This window comes from Glutamicibacter uratoxydans (assembly GCF_006539925.1).
In the GTDB taxonomy this organism is placed as follows: Bacteria; Actinomycetota; Actinomycetes; order Actinomycetales; family Micrococcaceae; genus Glutamicibacter; species Glutamicibacter uratoxydans.
The window spans coordinates 1-15,977 of record NZ_BJNY01000021.1; the positions used below are offsets into that span (position 1 = coordinate 1).

Annotated in this window: 15 protein-coding genes; 13 read left to right on the top strand and 2 right to left on the bottom strand. The window is 62.9% G+C overall.

Annotated elements, in window-relative coordinates; translation table 11 throughout:
* Positions 1-312 precede the first annotated feature (312 nt).
* Positions 313-531, top strand: a complete 219-nt coding sequence (locus AUR04nite_RS15165) for an antitoxin (RefSeq protein ID WP_246055557.1) — start codon at positions 313-315, stop codon at positions 529-531.
* Between the two features lie 173 nt (positions 532-704).
* Positions 705-1,892: a benzoate/H(+) symporter BenE family transporter gene (locus AUR04nite_RS15170; RefSeq protein ID WP_141366652.1), complete on the top strand. Its 1,188-nt coding sequence runs from the start codon at positions 705-707 to the stop codon at positions 1,890-1,892.
* Between the two features lie 27 nt (positions 1,893-1,919).
* On the opposite strand, the gene zapE is transcribed toward AUR04nite_RS15170, so the two are convergent.
* The gene (zapE, locus tag AUR04nite_RS15175; RefSeq protein WP_141366654.1) at positions 1,920-2,960 is read right to left on the bottom strand and encodes a cell division protein ZapE; all 1,041 of its coding nucleotides are present in this window, start codon (positions 2,958-2,960) and stop codon (positions 1,920-1,922) included.
* 211 nt (positions 2,961-3,171) lie between these two features.
* Between zapE and AUR04nite_RS15180 the strand changes: the two genes are divergently transcribed.
* Genes AUR04nite_RS15180 through ybaK form a run of 3 tightly spaced genes read left to right on the top strand, consistent with a single transcriptional unit; the run spans position 3,172 to position 5,077 of the window.
* Positions 3,172-4,086, top strand: a complete 915-nt coding sequence (locus tag AUR04nite_RS15180) for a sulfurtransferase (RefSeq protein WP_141366656.1) — start codon at positions 3,172-3,174, stop codon at positions 4,084-4,086.
* A complete protein-coding gene (locus tag AUR04nite_RS15185; protein WP_141366658.1) occupies positions 4,083-4,526 on the top strand; it encodes a SufE family protein in 444 nt (147 codons plus the stop codon). Before AUR04nite_RS15180 ends, AUR04nite_RS15185 begins: the two co-directional genes overlap by 4 nt.
* Positions 4,527-4,573: 47 nt before the next feature.
* Positions 4,574-5,077 carry a Cys-tRNA(Pro) deacylase gene (ybaK, locus tag AUR04nite_RS15190; protein ID WP_141366660.1) on the top strand — a complete coding sequence of 168 codons (504 nt, stop codon included), beginning with the start codon at positions 4,574-4,576 and terminating at the stop codon, positions 5,075-5,077.
* Between the two features lie 64 nt (positions 5,078-5,141).
* On the opposite strand, the gene AUR04nite_RS15195 is transcribed toward ybaK, so the two are convergent.
* Positions 5,142-6,365, bottom strand: a complete 1,224-nt coding sequence (locus AUR04nite_RS15195; protein WP_141366662.1) for an alpha/beta hydrolase family protein — start codon at positions 6,363-6,365, stop codon at positions 5,142-5,144.
* 61 nt (positions 6,366-6,426) lie between these two features.
* On the opposite strand from AUR04nite_RS15195, the gene msrB reads away from it, so the two are divergent.
* The 8 genes from msrB to AUR04nite_RS15235 all read left to right on the top strand — a co-directional run bounded on the left by msrB (position 6,427) and on the right by AUR04nite_RS15235 (position 15,908).
* The gene (msrB, locus tag AUR04nite_RS15200; protein WP_141366664.1) at positions 6,427-6,849 is read left to right on the top strand and encodes a peptide-methionine (R)-S-oxide reductase MsrB; all 423 of its coding nucleotides are present in this window, start codon (positions 6,427-6,429) and stop codon (positions 6,847-6,849) included.
* Positions 6,850-6,997: 148 nt separating this feature from the next.
* Entirely contained in the window at positions 6,998-8,383 is a 1,386-nt protein-coding gene (locus AUR04nite_RS15205) for a DUF6421 family protein (RefSeq protein ID WP_141366666.1), read from the top strand.
* 38 nt (positions 8,384-8,421) lie between these two features.
* Complete coding sequence (locus AUR04nite_RS15210; protein WP_141366668.1) at positions 8,422-9,135, top strand: SDR family oxidoreductase; 714 nt, start codon at positions 8,422-8,424, stop codon at positions 9,133-9,135.
* A gap of 117 nt (positions 9,136-9,252) precedes the next feature.
* Positions 9,253-10,314, top strand: a complete 1,062-nt coding sequence (locus tag AUR04nite_RS15215; RefSeq protein ID WP_141366670.1) for a threonine aldolase family protein — start codon at positions 9,253-9,255, stop codon at positions 10,312-10,314.
* Between the two features lie 64 nt (positions 10,315-10,378).
* Complete coding sequence (locus AUR04nite_RS15220; RefSeq protein ID WP_141366672.1) at positions 10,379-11,017, top strand: DUF3000 domain-containing protein; 639 nt, start codon at positions 10,379-10,381, stop codon at positions 11,015-11,017.
* Between the two features lie 48 nt (positions 11,018-11,065).
* Complete coding sequence (locus AUR04nite_RS15225) at positions 11,066-12,313, top strand: HRDC domain-containing protein (protein WP_141366674.1); 1,248 nt, start codon at positions 11,066-11,068, stop codon at positions 12,311-12,313.
* Positions 12,314-12,517: 204 nt separating this feature from the next.
* A complete protein-coding gene (locus tag AUR04nite_RS15230) occupies positions 12,518-13,768 on the top strand; it encodes a thiolase family protein (RefSeq protein WP_246055558.1) in 1,251 nt (416 codons plus the stop codon).
* A gap of 13 nt (positions 13,769-13,781) precedes the next feature.
* The gene (locus tag AUR04nite_RS15235) at positions 13,782-15,908 is read left to right on the top strand and encodes a 3-hydroxyacyl-CoA dehydrogenase NAD-binding domain-containing protein (RefSeq protein ID WP_141366677.1); all 2,127 of its coding nucleotides are present in this window, start codon (positions 13,782-13,784) and stop codon (positions 15,906-15,908) included.
* Positions 15,909-15,977: the final 69 nt, after the last annotated feature.

Genomic DNA, 15,977 nt, shown 5'->3' on the forward strand with positions numbered 1-15,977 from the left:
CAGCTGGTAGAGCGCAACCTTGCCAAGGTTGAGGTCGCGAGTTCGAACCTCGTTGACCGCTCCAAATAATTTGGGATCCACATTTCGATGTGGGTCCCAAATTTTTTATGCTCCCCTGCCAACCATAGAACCCGGCACCGGAATTCAAATCTTCACTAACAGGCAAAGCGACTATTCAGTCGACTTTTCCAGGGTTGAGAAGGGTCACAACACGCCCGAGATTTAATGATCCCTACACAAACGGCTTTTGAAGTTTTAGGATGGGTTGCAGGAAGAGAGCAAAAGGCTCTCCGCGTTGAAAGGAGGTGTCCATTGGCAGGTTTCGACGAGCTCAAGGGCAAGGTTGAAGGACTGGCAGCACAGGCCGGAGACTTTGCGAGCCAAAATTCTGATCAGATTTCAGAAGGCATCGAAAAGGTCGGGGACTTCGTCGACGAAAAGACCGGCGGCAAGTACGCCGACAAGGTCGACGGGCTTCAGGATGGGGCACAGAACCTCCTGAACAACCTCGGCAATAAGGATCAGGCCTAGCGGACAGTCGTTAGAGCTTCGGCCTTGCCCGTAGCGCGTAGGAAAGCGCCACCCTCACCGGTGGCGCTTTTCTAGATTAAAGCTCATCTCAACCGTGTAATTCACGACATTATTGGTAGTCATACACCGACAAGAATTTCTCTGCGCACAGCTGGACCGGATAGAAAAATAGCATGCCATTACAACATTCGGGTGTTCCGCTGGTGCCACGCGACGCAGTCCTCGCCGGATTCATCACCACCATGGTGGGATTCACGTCATCTTTTGCGGTGGTGTTGACCGGTCTGATGCATGCGGGGGCCACCGCTGCCCAGGCATCGTCCGGATTGTTGTCTCTGACATTTTTAGTCGGAGTCGCGTCCATTGTGCTTTCGCTGCGGCACCGGATACCTGTGACCATCGCATGGTCCACCCCAGGCGCCGCGCTATTGGCCAGCCTGAGCATGGGAAGCTTCACTTTTGCCCAATCCGTAGGGGCGTTCATTGTCAGCGGTGCAATGATCATTCTGACCGGTTTGGTCCCGGCACTGCAGCGCTTGCTCAGCGCGATTCCCGTTCCGATCGCACAGGGAATGCTCGCGGGAATCCTGATTCCCCTGTGCCTGAAGCCATTTACCGCGCTGGGCACAATCCCGCTGGCGGCGGTGCTGATCTTGGCGGTGTTCATCATCGGATTGCGACTGCTCCCCCGCTACGCCGTAGCACTGAGCATGGCGGCGGCCGTCGCCTACGGGCTGGTTTCCATTCACCGATCGGCCGCGTGGGGCCAGGTCCAAGCCATGCCGAGCCTTCAGTTCGTTGCCCCCGAATTTTCGTGGCAGGCAGTCGCCAGCATCAGCCTGCCCCTTTTTGTTGTCACGATGGCCTCCCAGAATATTCCGGGCGTGGCAGTCATGTCCTCCTTCGGCTACCAAACCCCGTGGCGCTCAAGCATGGTGACGACAGGGTTCGGCTCCATAGCCGGCGCGTTCTTCGGCGGGCATGCCATCAACCTTGCGGCGATCTCGGCCGCCTTGGCTGCCGGGCCGAGCGCCGGGAAAGACCCGGCGGTGCGCTGGAAAGCCGCCGCTTCTTCGGGCGGCTTCTACCTGATATTTGCCACGGGATCGAGCCTGCTGGCTTCCTTGGCTTCGCTGTCTCCTGCCGGGTTGTTTGAGGCGGCGGCTGGGCTGGCCTTGTTGGCGACGTTGGCCAATGCACTGCTCGGCGCCATGAAGGAGCCGCGGTGGCAGCTCAGCGCCCTAGCCACAATCCTGGTCGCCGCCGGCAATGTGACCATCTTCGGCATCGGCGGCGCGTTCTGGGCCCTGGCCGTAGGACTGTTAATACATGTCATCGCCGAGCGGGCTGCCCGGCGATGAGATGTGCTGAATGAAGATGTCCTGCTGCTAGAGCGCAGCTTCCCCAATCTGGCCCTCACGAGCTAGTGCGGTGAGGCGCGAGACAGCGCGGAAGTACTTCTTCTGGTAGCCGCCTGCCATCATTTCAGGAGTGAACAGCTCGCTGAACGGCTTGCCCGAGGCGACGATCGGCACGTCCTTGTCATACAGCCGGTCGGCGAGCACCACGAAGCGAAGCGCAATCGCCTGGTCGGTAATGGTGTCCACATTGTGCAGGACCAGTACGTCGGCTTCTGAGATGAGCTGGCGGTAGCGCGAAGGGTGGACCTTGGACAGGTGGGAAACCAGCTGCGCAAAATCGTCGACCGCCAAGGTCTTGTCCGGGTAGCGCTGCTGCGCAAATTCCTCGATCTTCTCGTCGTCCAGCGGCTTTGGCGCTTCCGGCAGGCCACGGTGGCGGAAGTCTTCGCCCTCAACGCGGTGCACTTCGAACTGCTCGGACAAAGTCTTGATTTCACGCTGGAAGTCGACGGCCGCAAAGCGGCCCTCGCCCAAGGCGCCGGGCAGCGTATTGGACGTCGCCGCAAGCTTCACCCCGGCGTCGGACAGCTCGCGCATCAGGCGGGACATCAGCACGGTGTCCCCCGGATCGTCCAGCTCGAATTCATCGATGCAGACCAGGGAGTACTGGCTGAGCACGTCGACAGTCTGACGGAAGGAGAGCGCACCGACCAGGTTGGTGTATTCAACGAAGGTGCCGAACGCCTTGCGTCCCGGAGCTGCATGCCACAGCGAAGCGAGCAGGTGGGTCTTGCCTACGCCGAAGCCACCGTCGAGGTAGATGCCGTTCTTCGTTTCCTTCTTCTTGCCGAACAGCTTGGAGAGGAAGGAACCAGAGTTGTTCTTGCCTACGGAATCGGCAAAGGCCTGGAGCTTGGCCACCGCTTCGGTCTGTGAAGGCTGGTTGGGGTCCGGGTGGTAGGTATTGAAGGACACTTCACCAAAGCGGTAGGACGGATGGAACCCGGCCAGCAGTTCTTCGATTGACAGCTGCGGTGTGGTCTCGCTCAGGTGTGTGATCGTCGCCATTGGCTTGGGGGATCCTTCGTTAGAATGCTCAGATGATCGAGGGTCGCCGCTGGCAGGCCCATCGGTCAGTTTACCTTGGATGACGCACAATCACCGCGAAATGTCATAGCTCACACCATGACTATGTGCCAAGAGCACTAGTCTAGAAGGTGAGCAAGCATTGGACGGGATGCACCCGTCACACCGACACATGCAAGGAACGTGATTGAAAATGCCATTGCCCGTCGAGTCCAACGAGAAGTATGCAGCCTACGCCCATCCTGAGCGTCTGGTTTCCACCTCATGGGTGGCCGAGAACCTGGCTGCCGAAAACTTGGTCGTCCTGGAATCTGATGAGGACATTTTGCTGTACTCCACCGGGCACATCCCCGGAGCGCAGAAAATTGACTGGCACACCGAACTGAACGACGAAGTCACCCGCGACTATGTGGACGGCGAAGGCTTTGCCAAGCTGCTGTCTTCCAAGGGCATCTCCCGCGACACCACCGTGGTGATCTACGGCGACAAGTCCAACTGGTGGGCCGCCTACGCCCTGTGGGTCTTCACCCTGTTCGGCCACGAAGATGTACGCCTGATGGACGGCGGCCGCGACAAGTGGATTGCCGAAGGCCGCGAATTGACTACCGACAAGCCTGTCGTCACCCCGAGCGACTATCCAGTGGTCGAACGCCAGGACGAAGCGATCCGCGCATTCCTGCCAGAGGTGCTCGCACACCTGGGCAACCCGCTGATCGACGTGCGCTCCCCCGAGGAATACTCCGGCGAGCGCACCCACATGCCTGCCTACCCTGAAGAGGGCGCCCTGCGCGGAGGCCACATCCCCAGCGCCGCTTCGGTGCCATGGGGCAAGGCTGCGGCCGAGGATGGAACGTTCAAGTCCCGCTCCGAGCTGGAAGCCATCTACCTGGGCGAGGCCGGATTGAAGCCTGGCGATGACGTTGTTGCCTACTGCCGCATTGGCGAGCGTTCAAGCCACACCTGGTTCGTGCTCAAGCACCTGCTGGGCTTCGAGACCGTGCGCAACTACGACGGTTCGTGGACCGAGTGGGGCAACGCTGTCGGCGTGCCTATTGTCCGCGGCGCCGAGAAGGGCGAAGTTCCTGCAAAGAAGGGTGTGCGCGCATGAGCACCGTCCCTTCCAAGCTGAATGAGATCGTCGAGGAGTTCATCGAGGTTCCCGAAGCGGAGCGTTTGGAGCTGCTGCTGGAGTTCTCCCGGGAACTGCCCGAGCTGCCCGAACGCTTGGCCGATCATCCCGAGCTCTTAGAGCAGGTCGTCGAGTGCCAGTCGCCGCTGTTCCTGCTGGTCGAGGTCTCCACTCAGGCAGGCAACCCGGTGGCGCTGTTCTTCTCCTCGCCTCCCGAGGCTCCGACAACCCGCGGCTTCGCTTCGGTGCTGGCCGCCGGGTTGGATGGCGAAGATGCCGCCACGATCCTGGCGGTGCCTGATGATATGCCTCAGCAGCTGGGACTGACCCGCGCGCTGTCGCCGCTGCGCATGCGCGGCATGACTGCCATGCTTGGACGGATCAAGCGACAAATCAACGAACAGCTGGAACAGAACTAGCCTGCCAGTTGCAGTCAGAACCTATTGCTGAAGGAAGCCGTTGATTCATGGGAAAGAAGAAGCACGCTGCGTCGACGCCTGCCACCGCCGCACTTGATGCGGCCGGTATTTCCTACACCGCCCATCACTATGTGCACAGCGACTCGGCCGAAAGCTACGGCGGCGAGGCCGCGCAGCAGCTGGGCGTGGACGGTGCGCGCGTCTTCAAGACCTTGATGGTTTCCACCGGCGCCTCGCCGGCACAGGATCTGGCTATTGCCGTGGTTCCGGTGGATTCCATGCTTGACCTGAAGGCTGCGGGCCTTGCCCTGGGCAAGAAGAAAGCCCAGATGGCTGACAAAGATGCGGCCCAGCGGCGCAGCGGCTATGTGCTGGGAGGCATTTCGCCTTTCGGCCAGCGGCAGCACTCGGCGACGGTGATCGATTCCAGCGCCGAACAGTTTGAAACGATTTTCATTTCAGGCGGCCGGCGCGGCTTCAGCTTGGAGCTGTCTTGGCAGGATGCGGTCAAGGCGACCGGCGCCATATTAGCGAAGATCGCGACGCATTAACCCAAAAATCGGGTGGGAAGATTTTTCCCACCCGATTTTTTGTTGGTGCTTTTGTGGCGCCGGGCTAGGACGCGGAGCCGCGGGCAATGCGGTCGGCGAGGAAGTCGACGATGGTTTGCGCAAAGAGCTGCGGGTGCACATTCGGCTCGCGGGTATGTCCTGCTTTGGTGAAGGTTTTCAGGCTGACGAGATCTGGACGCAGCGCCGCCAGTTTCAGGCTGGGGCCGTTGGGCACGAACTGGTCGTCACGGCTATGCATCAAAAGTATTGGATGGGTCAATTCGCTGGCGCGGTCGACCCAGTTGAGCCGCTTGAGGTTGACCGGGGCCGCCTGCCCGGTAATCCAGCGCCCTGCCTTGTTGGAGAGCAGCCATTGTCCGAAGCGGCCCACCGACTGCGGAATCTTGTTGGCCCTTGCCTGATGGGAGAGCACATCGACCCAGTTGATCACCGGCCCCACCAGCATCAAAGCGTCGATGGCGCCGCCCAGCTCGGAACGGTCTGCCATCTGCAGGCTGATGGCTCCACCCATGGACCAGCCGAGGAGGATGATCTGCCTGGCCCCGTGATGCTGCGCAAAGCGCACTGCCGACTGCACGTCCAGCCATTCGGTGTCGCCCAGCCCGTAGCGTCCGTCCGGTCCGGTGGGGGCGGTGCCGTCATTGCGGTAGCTCATCAGCAGCGTCGTCACCCCGGCCTGGGCCAGTGCCGGCAGGGCCCTGATGGATTCGGTGCGCCGGGCTCCTCGACCGTGCACGCCGATGACCCAGACATCTGGATGCAGTGTTCCCCGGACCAGCCACGCCGGCCCCTCCCCCACTTCAAGGTCGATCACCACGTCTTCGGCGTCGAATCCAAGATCGGAGGGGTGCTCGTACATTGCCCCGGAGAGATATCCGCGCTTCACGCCTTCTAAGGAGCCGCGGTAGACCTGCTCGATGCGCCGGGCCACCAGCTTCGGTTTGCCGGGAACGTCCTCCGGGGCCGACAGCCTGACGGCGCAGGCGTCGAATTCGGCCAGAAAAGTGCAGCCTCCGGGCTCAATCGTGTCCGCGTCCCGGACTAGGTGCATCCACAGTTGGCCTTCATCGTCGGTGAGGATCTGCTTGACCACTGCGTTCTCGGCCCTGCGCTCTTCGGGTGTGACGACCCGGCGGGCGAAGTACCCGGCCAATGCGGACACGCTGGCCGCGACAAGGGAACCAGCGGCAACGCCAAGGCCGGCCCCGACAATAGTTGCTGGGACTGTTTTGCGCGGTTCAAGCTTGTCAACGATTTTCCGAGGCATATTTTTATCTTTCCAGATCTATGGTTGGGAATCATCCTGCCCTAGTTGTAGTTTCCTTAGTATGAGCGAAAATCCAAATTCTGAATCAACCGGCGCCGAGCAGATCGATTGGCGCACCGTGCTTTCGCCTGAAGAGTTCCATGTACTGCGTCAGGCAGGCACCGAGCGCCCCTTCACCGGCGAATATTGGGATACGACCACCGAGGGCGTCTATTCCTGCCGGGCCTGCGGGGCCGAGCTCTTTGCAAGCTCCACGAAATTCGATGCCGGGTGCGGCTGGCCGTCGTTCTTCGCGCCGCTGGCCGAAGACCGCGTCCGCTACATCACCGACGAATCGATGGGAATGAAGCGCGTGGAGGTGCGCTGCGCGAACTGCGATTCGCACATGGGACATGTTTTCGAGGGCGAAGGCTTCGGCACCCCAACCGACCTTCGCTATTGCATGAACTCTCTGAGCCTGAAGCTGCGCAGCACCCAGGGCTAAACAGCGCTGGAGGTGAAGCGATCTACATCACCCGATGAATAAGAGTTTCTTATTCACTGCTCACTCAGAGTTACTTTTTCTTTCGATAGGCGTAGCGTTCTAATCAAGCAACTGAACGCTGCCCTACCGAAGAAGAAGGTGTACCGAGATGACCCAGATTTCCACCAAGCCAGTGGCCACCAGTCCAGAAGACGCACAGCGCATCGCCAATTCCGAGGCATGGTTGAGCCTCAAGGCCGCCGCCAGCGAGTTCCAGGGTCTGCAGGTCAAGGACGGCTCGCTCGCCGACGTCGCCACCGCACCTCGCGCCACCGAACTGGTAGCTACCGTTATCGAGTCCATCAAGACCCTGCGCGGCTTCTTCGAGCACGACGCGGCCTACCTGGACAAGCTGGTCATCGACCTGCAGAACTGGTCCGATGCAGGCTTCGGCGTGCCTGACTTCCTAGACTCCCTGATGGAATTCCAGCCGCAGACCCAGCGCCTCGACGGCCTGATGCACCTGGTCGTCTTCCCTATGTACACCCAGAACGGTTCCACCAACCGCCTGCTGGAAGCCGTGCTGGTGCAGGTGATCTGGCCAGAGTTCATCGCCAACCTGGAAGACGGCGAATACTCCAACAAGCTGTTCGTGCCGCTGCGCTTCATCGACTTCACCGCTGGCTACGACACCAACTCGGCAGTGCTTTTCCCTGAGTCCGTCGCAATCCGCGAGACCCCGTCCTTCACCTGGGGCGCAATCTTCCAGGACCGCGAAGCAGTGCGCTTCCGCAAGGTCCTCAAGGACGCCAGCGCCATCACCAACCTTGAACTGCCTGCCGACGCCGCACAGCTGCTCGAAGACCAGAAGCTGACCGAAGAAACCTTCATCATGTGGGACCTGATCCACGACCGCACCCACATGCGCGGCGACCTGCCATTCGATCCATTCATGATCAAGCAGCGCATGCCGTTCTTCCTGTACTCGCTGGAGGAGCTGCGCTGCGACCTGACCGCATTCCGTGAATGCGTCAAGATCGAGAACGATCCAAAGTCCGACGAGCGCACCGCAAAGACCGCCAAGCTGGTCCAGTACGCCGTGATCTTCGACCGCATCTTCCGCTTTGCCATCACCGGCTCCCGCGTGCGCAACTACGACGGCCTGGGCGGACAGCTGCTCTTCGCTTGGATGCACCAGCACCACGTCCTGCACTGGACCGACACCAAGCTGGCCATCGACTGGGCCGAAGTGCCTGCAGTAGTCTCCGCTCTGGGCGACGCCATCGACGAGCTGTACTGGAAGTCGATCGACCGCCCGAAGCTGGCCCACTGGCTGGCTGCCTACGAGCTGGTCTCCGCCACCGTCACCCCGCACCCGGCTTCCGTGTGGGCCAAGGGACCGGATGCCCTGCCGCTGACCGCGCCGCTGCGCGAAATCACCGATCAGGTCATGGACGACGAGTTCCCGCTGTCGATGTTCTACGAGGCGCTGTCCAAGAAGATGACCGCCACCATCGAGTCCACCCGCGGCATGACCGGCGCCACCGAAATCTAGCCGTCCGCCCTACGGCAAACTTGATCTAGGCTAGGAATGTGAGCGAACAAACTAAGTCCCAGAAGCAGCCCGAAGACCGGGCGCCAGTAGTGCTGATTGCCGGGGCAACCTCAGCATCCGGCGTCGCCTGCGCAAAAGCGCTGATCGACGCCGGAGCCAAGGTCCTCGCAGTGGGCAGCAACGCAGATCGACTGGTGGAGCGGATGCCCAGGGCAGCCATGCGCTACCAGTGCGACCTGACTGATCATGCGGCCGTCGAGCACCTGCGCGACACCATCCACGACCAGCACGGCAAGATCGACGTCCTGCTGCACCTGGTCGGCGGTTGGCGCGGCGGCAAGTCGATCGCCGGCCAGAGTGATGAGGACTGGTACTTCCTGCACGACAGCGTGCTGACTACCCTGCGCAACACCACCCGGCTGTTCGTCGACGACCTTGTTGCCTCGCCTGCCGGCAGACTGGCCATCATCAGCTCCGAATCGGTGATGAACCCCACCCCGTCGAACGCGAACTACGGTGCGGTCAAGGCCGCCGCGGAACACTGGGTCAACGCTGTGGCCCGGTTGTTCACCAAGCAGGCCGAACAGTCGGCTGCCTTCAGTTGGGTCGTGAAGGCACTGAGCGACAAGTCCCCCGATGAGGCTCCGGCCGGCTACACGCCGGTCAGCTACCTCGGTGAAGCGGCAGTCCAGCTGCTCAAGCCCGAGGCGGCCAAGCTCAACGGCACCCGCGTCGCCCTGCCCAAAGCCTAAGCTTCTCAGCCCGTTACCGCTTGATGCGGTATCGGGCTGATTGGCGTCTGCAAGCCACCGCACCCCGCAAATTTTCGGTCCCGCACCCCGGGACACACAACATGAAGGAACACCACGATGACCTTGAGCCATGACACCTCGCTGCGCGGATTCGCATCGGACAACTACTCGGGCGTGCACCCGCGCATCCTCGATGCCATCTCCCGGGCCAACGGCGGACACCAGATCGCCTACGGCGAAGACCAGTACACCGAACGCCTCGACGAGGTGGCCCGCGAGCTGTTCGGCGAGCAGGCATCAATCTTCCCCGTGTTCAACGGCACCGGAGCCAACGTCACCGCGCTGATGTCGCTGCTGCCGCGCTGGGGAGCAGTCATCTGCGCCTCCAGCGCCCACATCAATGTGGACGAGAACGGCGCCCCCGAACGCGTCGGCGGCTTCAAGCTGCTGCAGGTGGACACCCCCGACGGCAAGCTGACCCCGGAATTGATCGACCAGGAGGCCTGGGGCTGGGGCGACGAGCACCGCGCCCAGCCGCTGGCAGTTTCCATCACCCAGGCCACCGAGCTGGGCACCGTGTACACCGCTGAGGAAATCAAGGCGATCACCGAGCACGCCCACAAGCTGGGCATGATGGTCCACCTCGACGGCTCCCGGCTGGCCAACGCCGCCGCCTCCCTGGGCGTCGAGCTGCGCGAGCTGACCACCGACGCGGGAGTGGACATCGTCTCCCTGGGGGGCACCAAGAATGGCATGCTGGCCGGCGAAGGCATCCTGACCCTGCGCAGCGAGCTGGCCGCAGACATGAAGTACCTGCGCAAGATGAACATGCAGCTGGGCTCCAAGATGCGCTTCATCTCCGCCCAGCTGATCGAGCTCTACGGCACCGGGCTGTGGCGCGAGCTGGCCGGGCACTCCAACGCCATGGCCGCCAAGCTTTCGGCCGCCGTGCAGCAGATCGACGGGGTCGAGCTGGTCTACCCGACCCAGGCCAACGGCGTCTTCGCCCAGCTGTCCAATGAGGTCAGCGACAAGCTGCGCGAGTCCTTCCGCTTCTACGACTGGGACCGCGCCGCCGGCCAGGTGCGCTGGATGTGCTCCTTCGACACCACCGAGGCCGACGTCGACGCATTCATCGCCAAGCTGCGCGAGCTGTTGGGCCAGCACGTCGCAGCCTAGCAGGCAGGGCCAAACCCGGCGCGCCGTACCGCAGCAGCGGTGCGGCGCGTCTTAGACTCGCTGTGTGACCAATGAACGCCCTGCCGCCGCCATACCGCCGGCCTTCGCCCTGGCCCTGGAGGAGCTGTCCCATGCCAGGGTCCGCAAAGAGCTTCACTTCACCGAAATCCCCGCCCCCGGCAGGCTCGCTCCTTTTGCGCTGGCCCTGAGCGGGGACGTGTTGGAAGAGGCAACACCCGACCACGGGCGGTCGGGCAAGGAGCTGGGACGCACCCCGTTCCTGAAGCCAGCCGAGCAGCTTGCCACTGGCCGCTTCATCCTGCTGTACGATCCGGCGGGCCAAGAGCTGTGGGGCGGGCAGTTCCGCATCGTCACCTACATCCGCGCCCGGCTTGAAAGCGAAATGGGCCAGGACAGCATGCTGGCCTCCGTCGCCTGGAGCTGGCTTGAGGACGCGCTGAGCGAACGAGGCGCCGGCTACCATTCGGCCGGGGGCACCGCCACCCGCGTCATTTCCGAATCCTTCGGCAACCTTGCCGGCGAACAGGACCACATCGACATCGAGCTGCGCGCCTCGTGGTCCCCCGATTCCGACAACCTCGGCGTGCACCTGAGCGCCTGGGCGGACATGGTCTGCACCTTCGCCGGCCTGCCCCCGCTGCCCGACGGCGTGCAGCAGCTGCCCTTTCGCCGGCTGAGCTGAGTAGGGCCTGCGCGGCGCCGGGAACACCGGACATAGAATAGAAGCACCATGAGCAATTCTGAACTCACGTCACCCACCGCGTCCGCAGATGTTCCTGCCCAGGCCAGCGAACTCATTCCGCTCAATGCGCCCCGCGAGGGCACCCCGGAAGTCATCAGCACTCCCCCGGCCCTGATGCGCGCGGTCCGCACCCTGGCCCAGGGCAGCGGAGACCTGGCGGTAGACACCGAACGCGCCAGCGGATTCCGCTATGGACAGCGCGCCTTCCTCGTTCAGATCCGCCGCGAAGGCGCAGGCACCTGGCTCATCGACCCGGAAACACTGGAGGACCTGGCCCCGCTGGTCGAGTTCGCCAATGAGCAGTCGTGGATCCTCCACGCCGCCACCCAGGACCTGCCCTGCCTGCATGAGCTGGGCATGAGCCCGCGCTCCCTGTTCGACACCGAGCTGGCCGGGCGGCTGGCAGGCTTCCCGCGCGTTTCCCTGGGCACCATGGTCGGCGAGCTGCTGGGCCTGAAGCTGGCCAAGGAGCATTCGGCGGTCGACTGGTCCACTCGCCCGCTGCCCGAATCATGGCTGAACTATGCTGCACTGGATGTCGAGGTGCTTGAAGACCTGCGCACCAAAATCACGGAAGTTCTTGAAGAGCAGGGAAAGCTTGAGTTCGCGCGGCAGGAATTCGAGCACGAGCTGCACCTTCCCGACCCCGTATCGGCGGCCGAGCCGTGGCGCCGGCTTTCGGGCATCAACAAGATCAAGTCCCGGCGCAACCTCGCGGTGGCCCGCGAGCTGTGGACATCGCGCGAGTCCCTAGCCCAGAGCCGGGATGTCGCCCCGGGGCGGCTGCTGCCGGACAAGGCGATCATGGCCGCCATCGACTTCAAGGTCAGCTCCGTGCCTGCCCTGCTCCAAATCCCCGGATTCCACGGACGCAGCGCCAAACGCGATGCCCCGCGCTGGCTGGATGCCGTGCAGCGCGGGCGAAGCACCCGCGACCTGCCCGTGCTTCGCCCGGAGAGCTCCGGCCTGCCGCACCACCGCTCGTGGGTGGAGAAGAACCCTGCGGCGGCCGCCCGCCTAGCGCTGGCCAAGGATGTACTCACCGCGGTCAGCGAGGAATGGAACATCCCCACAGAGAACCTGCTGACCCCTAAGTACCTGCGCGAGCTGTGCTGGAATCCGCCGGCAGCGCTCAGCGAAGGATCGGTGGACCGGGTGCTGGAAGGCCTTGGCGCCCGCCCATGGCAGCGCGAACTTCTTTCAGGCAAGCTGGCCGCCGCCTTCAAGCAGAAATAGCCTTCCGTGCCGGTGTTCAAGCCGTCGAAAACTCCTCATTTCCGGGAGTTTTCGGCGGCTTGCGCCATTTAATCGGCACGTGGTGAGCTGGCCCACTTGCACTTCAAGTTACTCATGAGTAACGTATGTCTTGAGTCACAGTGATTGTGGCCACTGCCGCATGATCCGTGCCGCAGACTGAACTACCTTTCAAGGAGCCCGACGGTGAGTGTCAATGCCTCGACGGAGCACGAGAACGTGCGCAGCTTGCTCGACGACCGCGATGTCGTCTTCATCGACGGGGTGCGCACCCCGTTCGGCAAGGCCGGAGAAAAGGGAATCTACCACGGCACCCGCGCCGACGACCTAGCCGTCAAGGCGGTGCGCGGCCTGCTTGAGCGCAACCCGCAGGTCCCTGCCGAGAAGATCGACGAAGTCTCGCTGGCGGCCACCACCCAGACCGGCGACCAGGGCCTGACCATCGGCCGCACCGTCAGCCTGCTGGCGGGCATCCCCAAGTCGGTGCCGGGCTATGCGATCGACCGCATGTGCGCAGGCGCCATGACGGCGGTGACCACCACCGCAGGCGGCATCGCCTTCGGAGCCTACGACATCGTCGTCGCCGGCGGCGTGGAGCACATGGGCAACCACCCGATGGGCGCCGGCGCCGATCCCAACCCGCGCTTCATGAGCCAACGCATTGTCGACCCGCAGGCGCTGAACATGGGCAACACCGCAGAAAATCTGCACGACCGCTTCCCCGCAATCACCAAGGAGCGCGCCGACCGCTACGCGGTGGCCTCCCAGCAGAAGCTGGCGCGGGCCTATGAAAACAACCAGATCCAGCCGGATTTGATCCCGGTGGCAGCCAAGCGCCCGGGCGAAGGCTGGGCAGTGAACACCGTCGACGAGCCGCCACGGCCGGGCACCACTATGGAATCCCTCGCCGATCTGCGCACGCCCTTCCGCGCCCACGGCCGGGTCACCGCAGGCAACGCCGCTGGCCTGAACGACGGAGCTACCGCGGCCATGCTTGCCAGCGGCCAGGCAGTGCGCGAATTGGGCCTTGCCCCGAAGATGCGCATGGTCTCCTTCGCCTTCGCCGGCGTGGAACCCGACATCATGGGCTACGGTCCGGTGCCCGCCACCGAGAAGGCGCTGGCCAAGGCCGGGCTGGGGATCGATGACATCGGGCTGTTCGAGATCAACGAGGCCTTCGCCGTCCAGGTGCTCTCCTTCCTGGACTTCTACGGCATCGACCAGGACGACCCGCGCGTGAACCGCTACGGCGGGGCGATCGCCGTAGGCCACCCACTGGCATCCACCGGCGTGCGCCTGATGAACCAGCTGGCACGCCAGTTCTCCGAGGACCACTCGGTGCGCTACGGACTGACCACCATGTGCATCGGTTTGGGCATGGGTGGCACAGTGATCTGGGAGAACCCAAACCACGCAGACTTCGGCACCAAGGCTTAAGGAATACAAGACAATGACTTCAGCTATCACCCCAGACTTCGCCGGCGTTGCCGATCTCATGAGCGATGAAACCATCACCCACTCCTTCGTGAAGGACGTGGCCCTGGCCAGCGGCAAGACCCTGGCGCTGCTCACCTTGGACAACGGCCTGGACCACCGCAAGCCGACCACCCTGGGCCCCAACGGCCTGGTTGAGCTGCATGCGGCCCTGGAAATCCAAGCACAGCGCGCCAAGAACGGCGAGATCCACGCCCTGGCCATTACCGGCAAGCCGTACTTCCTGATTGCCGGCGCAGACCTTTCGGCCGTGACGCGCCTGAGCGATCCTGCCCAGGCGGCGGCCATGGCCACCCTGGGCCACCGTGCCTATGACCTGTTGGCGGACCTGGGCGTGCCCACCTTTGCGTTCATCAACGGCCTGGCATTGGGCGGCGGCCTGGAAATTGCGCTGGCCTGCACGTACCGCACCGTCAGCACCGGCGCCGGCGCACTCGGCCTGCCGGAGGCATTCCTCGGCCTGATTCCAGGTTGGGCCGGCGTCTATCGCCTGCCTCGCTTGGTCGGACCGGAAAACGGCCTCAAGGTCATGATCGAGAATCCGCTGAACAACAACCGCACCCTTTCCGGCCCGGCCGCCTACAAGATGGGCGTGGCCGATGCCTTGTTCGAACCAGCCGATTTCATCGAGCACTCCGTCGCCTTTGCCGACAGCGTGCTGACCGGTGCCCACGCAGTGCAGCGCCCGAATGCCGTGGACACCTCGGACCCAGAGGTTGCACGCCGCTGGCTGGATGCCGCTGATGCCGCCGAGAAGTTCGTGGACGCCAAGCTCTCCGGAGCAGCTCCTGCCCCGTACAAGGTCCTGGAAGTCTTCCGCAAGGGCATGACCCTGACCCAGAAGGAATCTGCACAGCTGGAAATCGAGGCCCTGACCGGCCTGATGAACACCCCACAGTTCCAGAACACCGTCTACGCCTTCCTCGACCTGGTGCAGAAACGCGGCAAGCGCCCGGCTGGCGCCCCCGACGCCAAGCTGGCCCGCCCGGTCACCAAGGTCGGCGTCGTCGGCGCGGGCTTGATGGCAAGCCAGCTGGCACTGCTGTTCGTCCGCCGCCTGAATGTTCCGGTGGTCATTACCGACCTCGACCAGTCGCGCATTGACAAGGGCATCAGCTACATCCACTCGGAGATCGACAAGCTGCACGCCAAGGGCCGCATGAGCCAGGATGCCGTGAACCGCACCAAGGCCTTGGTTTCCGGCTCGGTCACCAAGGACGCCTTCGCCGATGCAGACTTCGTCATCGAAGCGGTCTTTGAAGAATTGAACGTGAAGAAGCAGGTCTTCGCCGAAGTGGAGGCAGTTGTTTCCGCCGACTGCGTACTCGCCACCAACACGTCCTCGCTGTCGGTGACCGAAATGGGCCGCGACCTGAAGCACCCCGAACGCCTGGTCGGGTTCCATTTCTTCAACCCTGTCGCCGTGATGCCGCTGCTGGAAATCGCCTCTACCGAGTGGACCAATGACGTGTCCCTGTCCACCGCGTTTGTGCTGGGCAAGGCGCTGAAGAAGACCACCGTGCGCACCGAAGATTCGGCGGCATTTGTGGTCAACCGCGTCCTGCTGCGCCTGATGAGCGAAGTACAGGCAGCTTTCGATGAGGGCACCGATGCCGCCACCGCTGATACTGCGCTGGCCCCGATGGGCCTGCCGATGACTCCGATGACGCTGCTGGCCATGGTCGGCCTGCCGGTGGCACAGCACGTCAACGAGTCCTTGCATGCGGCGTTCGGAGATCGATTCACCGTTTCGCAGAATCTGCAGAACCTGGTGGATGCCAAGATCACCAGCCTATGGGTCAAAGATGAGAACGGCGCCCAGGTGCTCAACCCAGAGGCCGCCAAGCTGATGACCTTCGGCGACAAGCCATCGACCAAGGAGCAGATCCTGCTCCGGGTCCAGGATGCCCTGGCCCAGGAGATCGGCTTGCTGCTGGCAGAAGGCGTGGTCGCCGAAGCCGCAGATGTGGATCTGTGCATGATCACCGGAGCAGGCTGGCCGATGCATCTGGGCGGCATCACCCCGTATCTGGATCAGGTTGGCGCTTCAGAACGTGTCAACGGCAAGAAGTTCAACAACTAGTTGAACCAGGTTTTCGCACCACCCCTCCCTGAGTGGTGTGAATGAGAATGAAGCGGCGCTCATTGTCCG

Coding starts and splice junctions, on each gene's coding strand:
- msrB (WP_141366664.1), top strand. CDS start 6,427: ATGAGCGAAAATCCAAATTCTGAATCAACCGGCGCCGAGCAGATCGAT.
- AUR04nite_RS15215 (WP_141366670.1), top strand. CDS start 9,253: ATGACCTTGAGCCATGACACCTCGCTGCGCGGATTCGCATCGGACAAC.
- zapE (WP_141366654.1), bottom strand. CDS start 2,960: ATGGCGACGATCACACACCTGAGCGAGACCACACCGCAGCTGTCAATC.
- AUR04nite_RS15180 (WP_141366656.1), top strand. CDS start 3,172: ATGCCATTGCCCGTCGAGTCCAACGAGAAGTATGCAGCCTACGCCCAT.
- AUR04nite_RS15195 (WP_141366662.1), bottom strand. CDS start 6,365: ATGCCTCGGAAAATCGTTGACAAGCTTGAACCGCGCAAAACAGTCCCA.
- AUR04nite_RS15225 (WP_141366674.1), top strand. CDS start 11,066: ATGAGCAATTCTGAACTCACGTCACCCACCGCGTCCGCAGATGTTCCT.
- AUR04nite_RS15205 (WP_141366666.1), top strand. CDS start 6,998: ATGACCCAGATTTCCACCAAGCCAGTGGCCACCAGTCCAGAAGACGCA.
- AUR04nite_RS15235 (WP_141366677.1), top strand. CDS start 13,782: ATGACTTCAGCTATCACCCCAGACTTCGCCGGCGTTGCCGATCTCATG.
- AUR04nite_RS15170 (WP_141366652.1), top strand. CDS start 705: ATGCCATTACAACATTCGGGTGTTCCGCTGGTGCCACGCGACGCAGTC.
- ybaK (WP_141366660.1), top strand. CDS start 4,574: ATGGGAAAGAAGAAGCACGCTGCGTCGACGCCTGCCACCGCCGCACTT.
- AUR04nite_RS15185 (WP_141366658.1), top strand. CDS start 4,083: ATGAGCACCGTCCCTTCCAAGCTGAATGAGATCGTCGAGGAGTTCATC.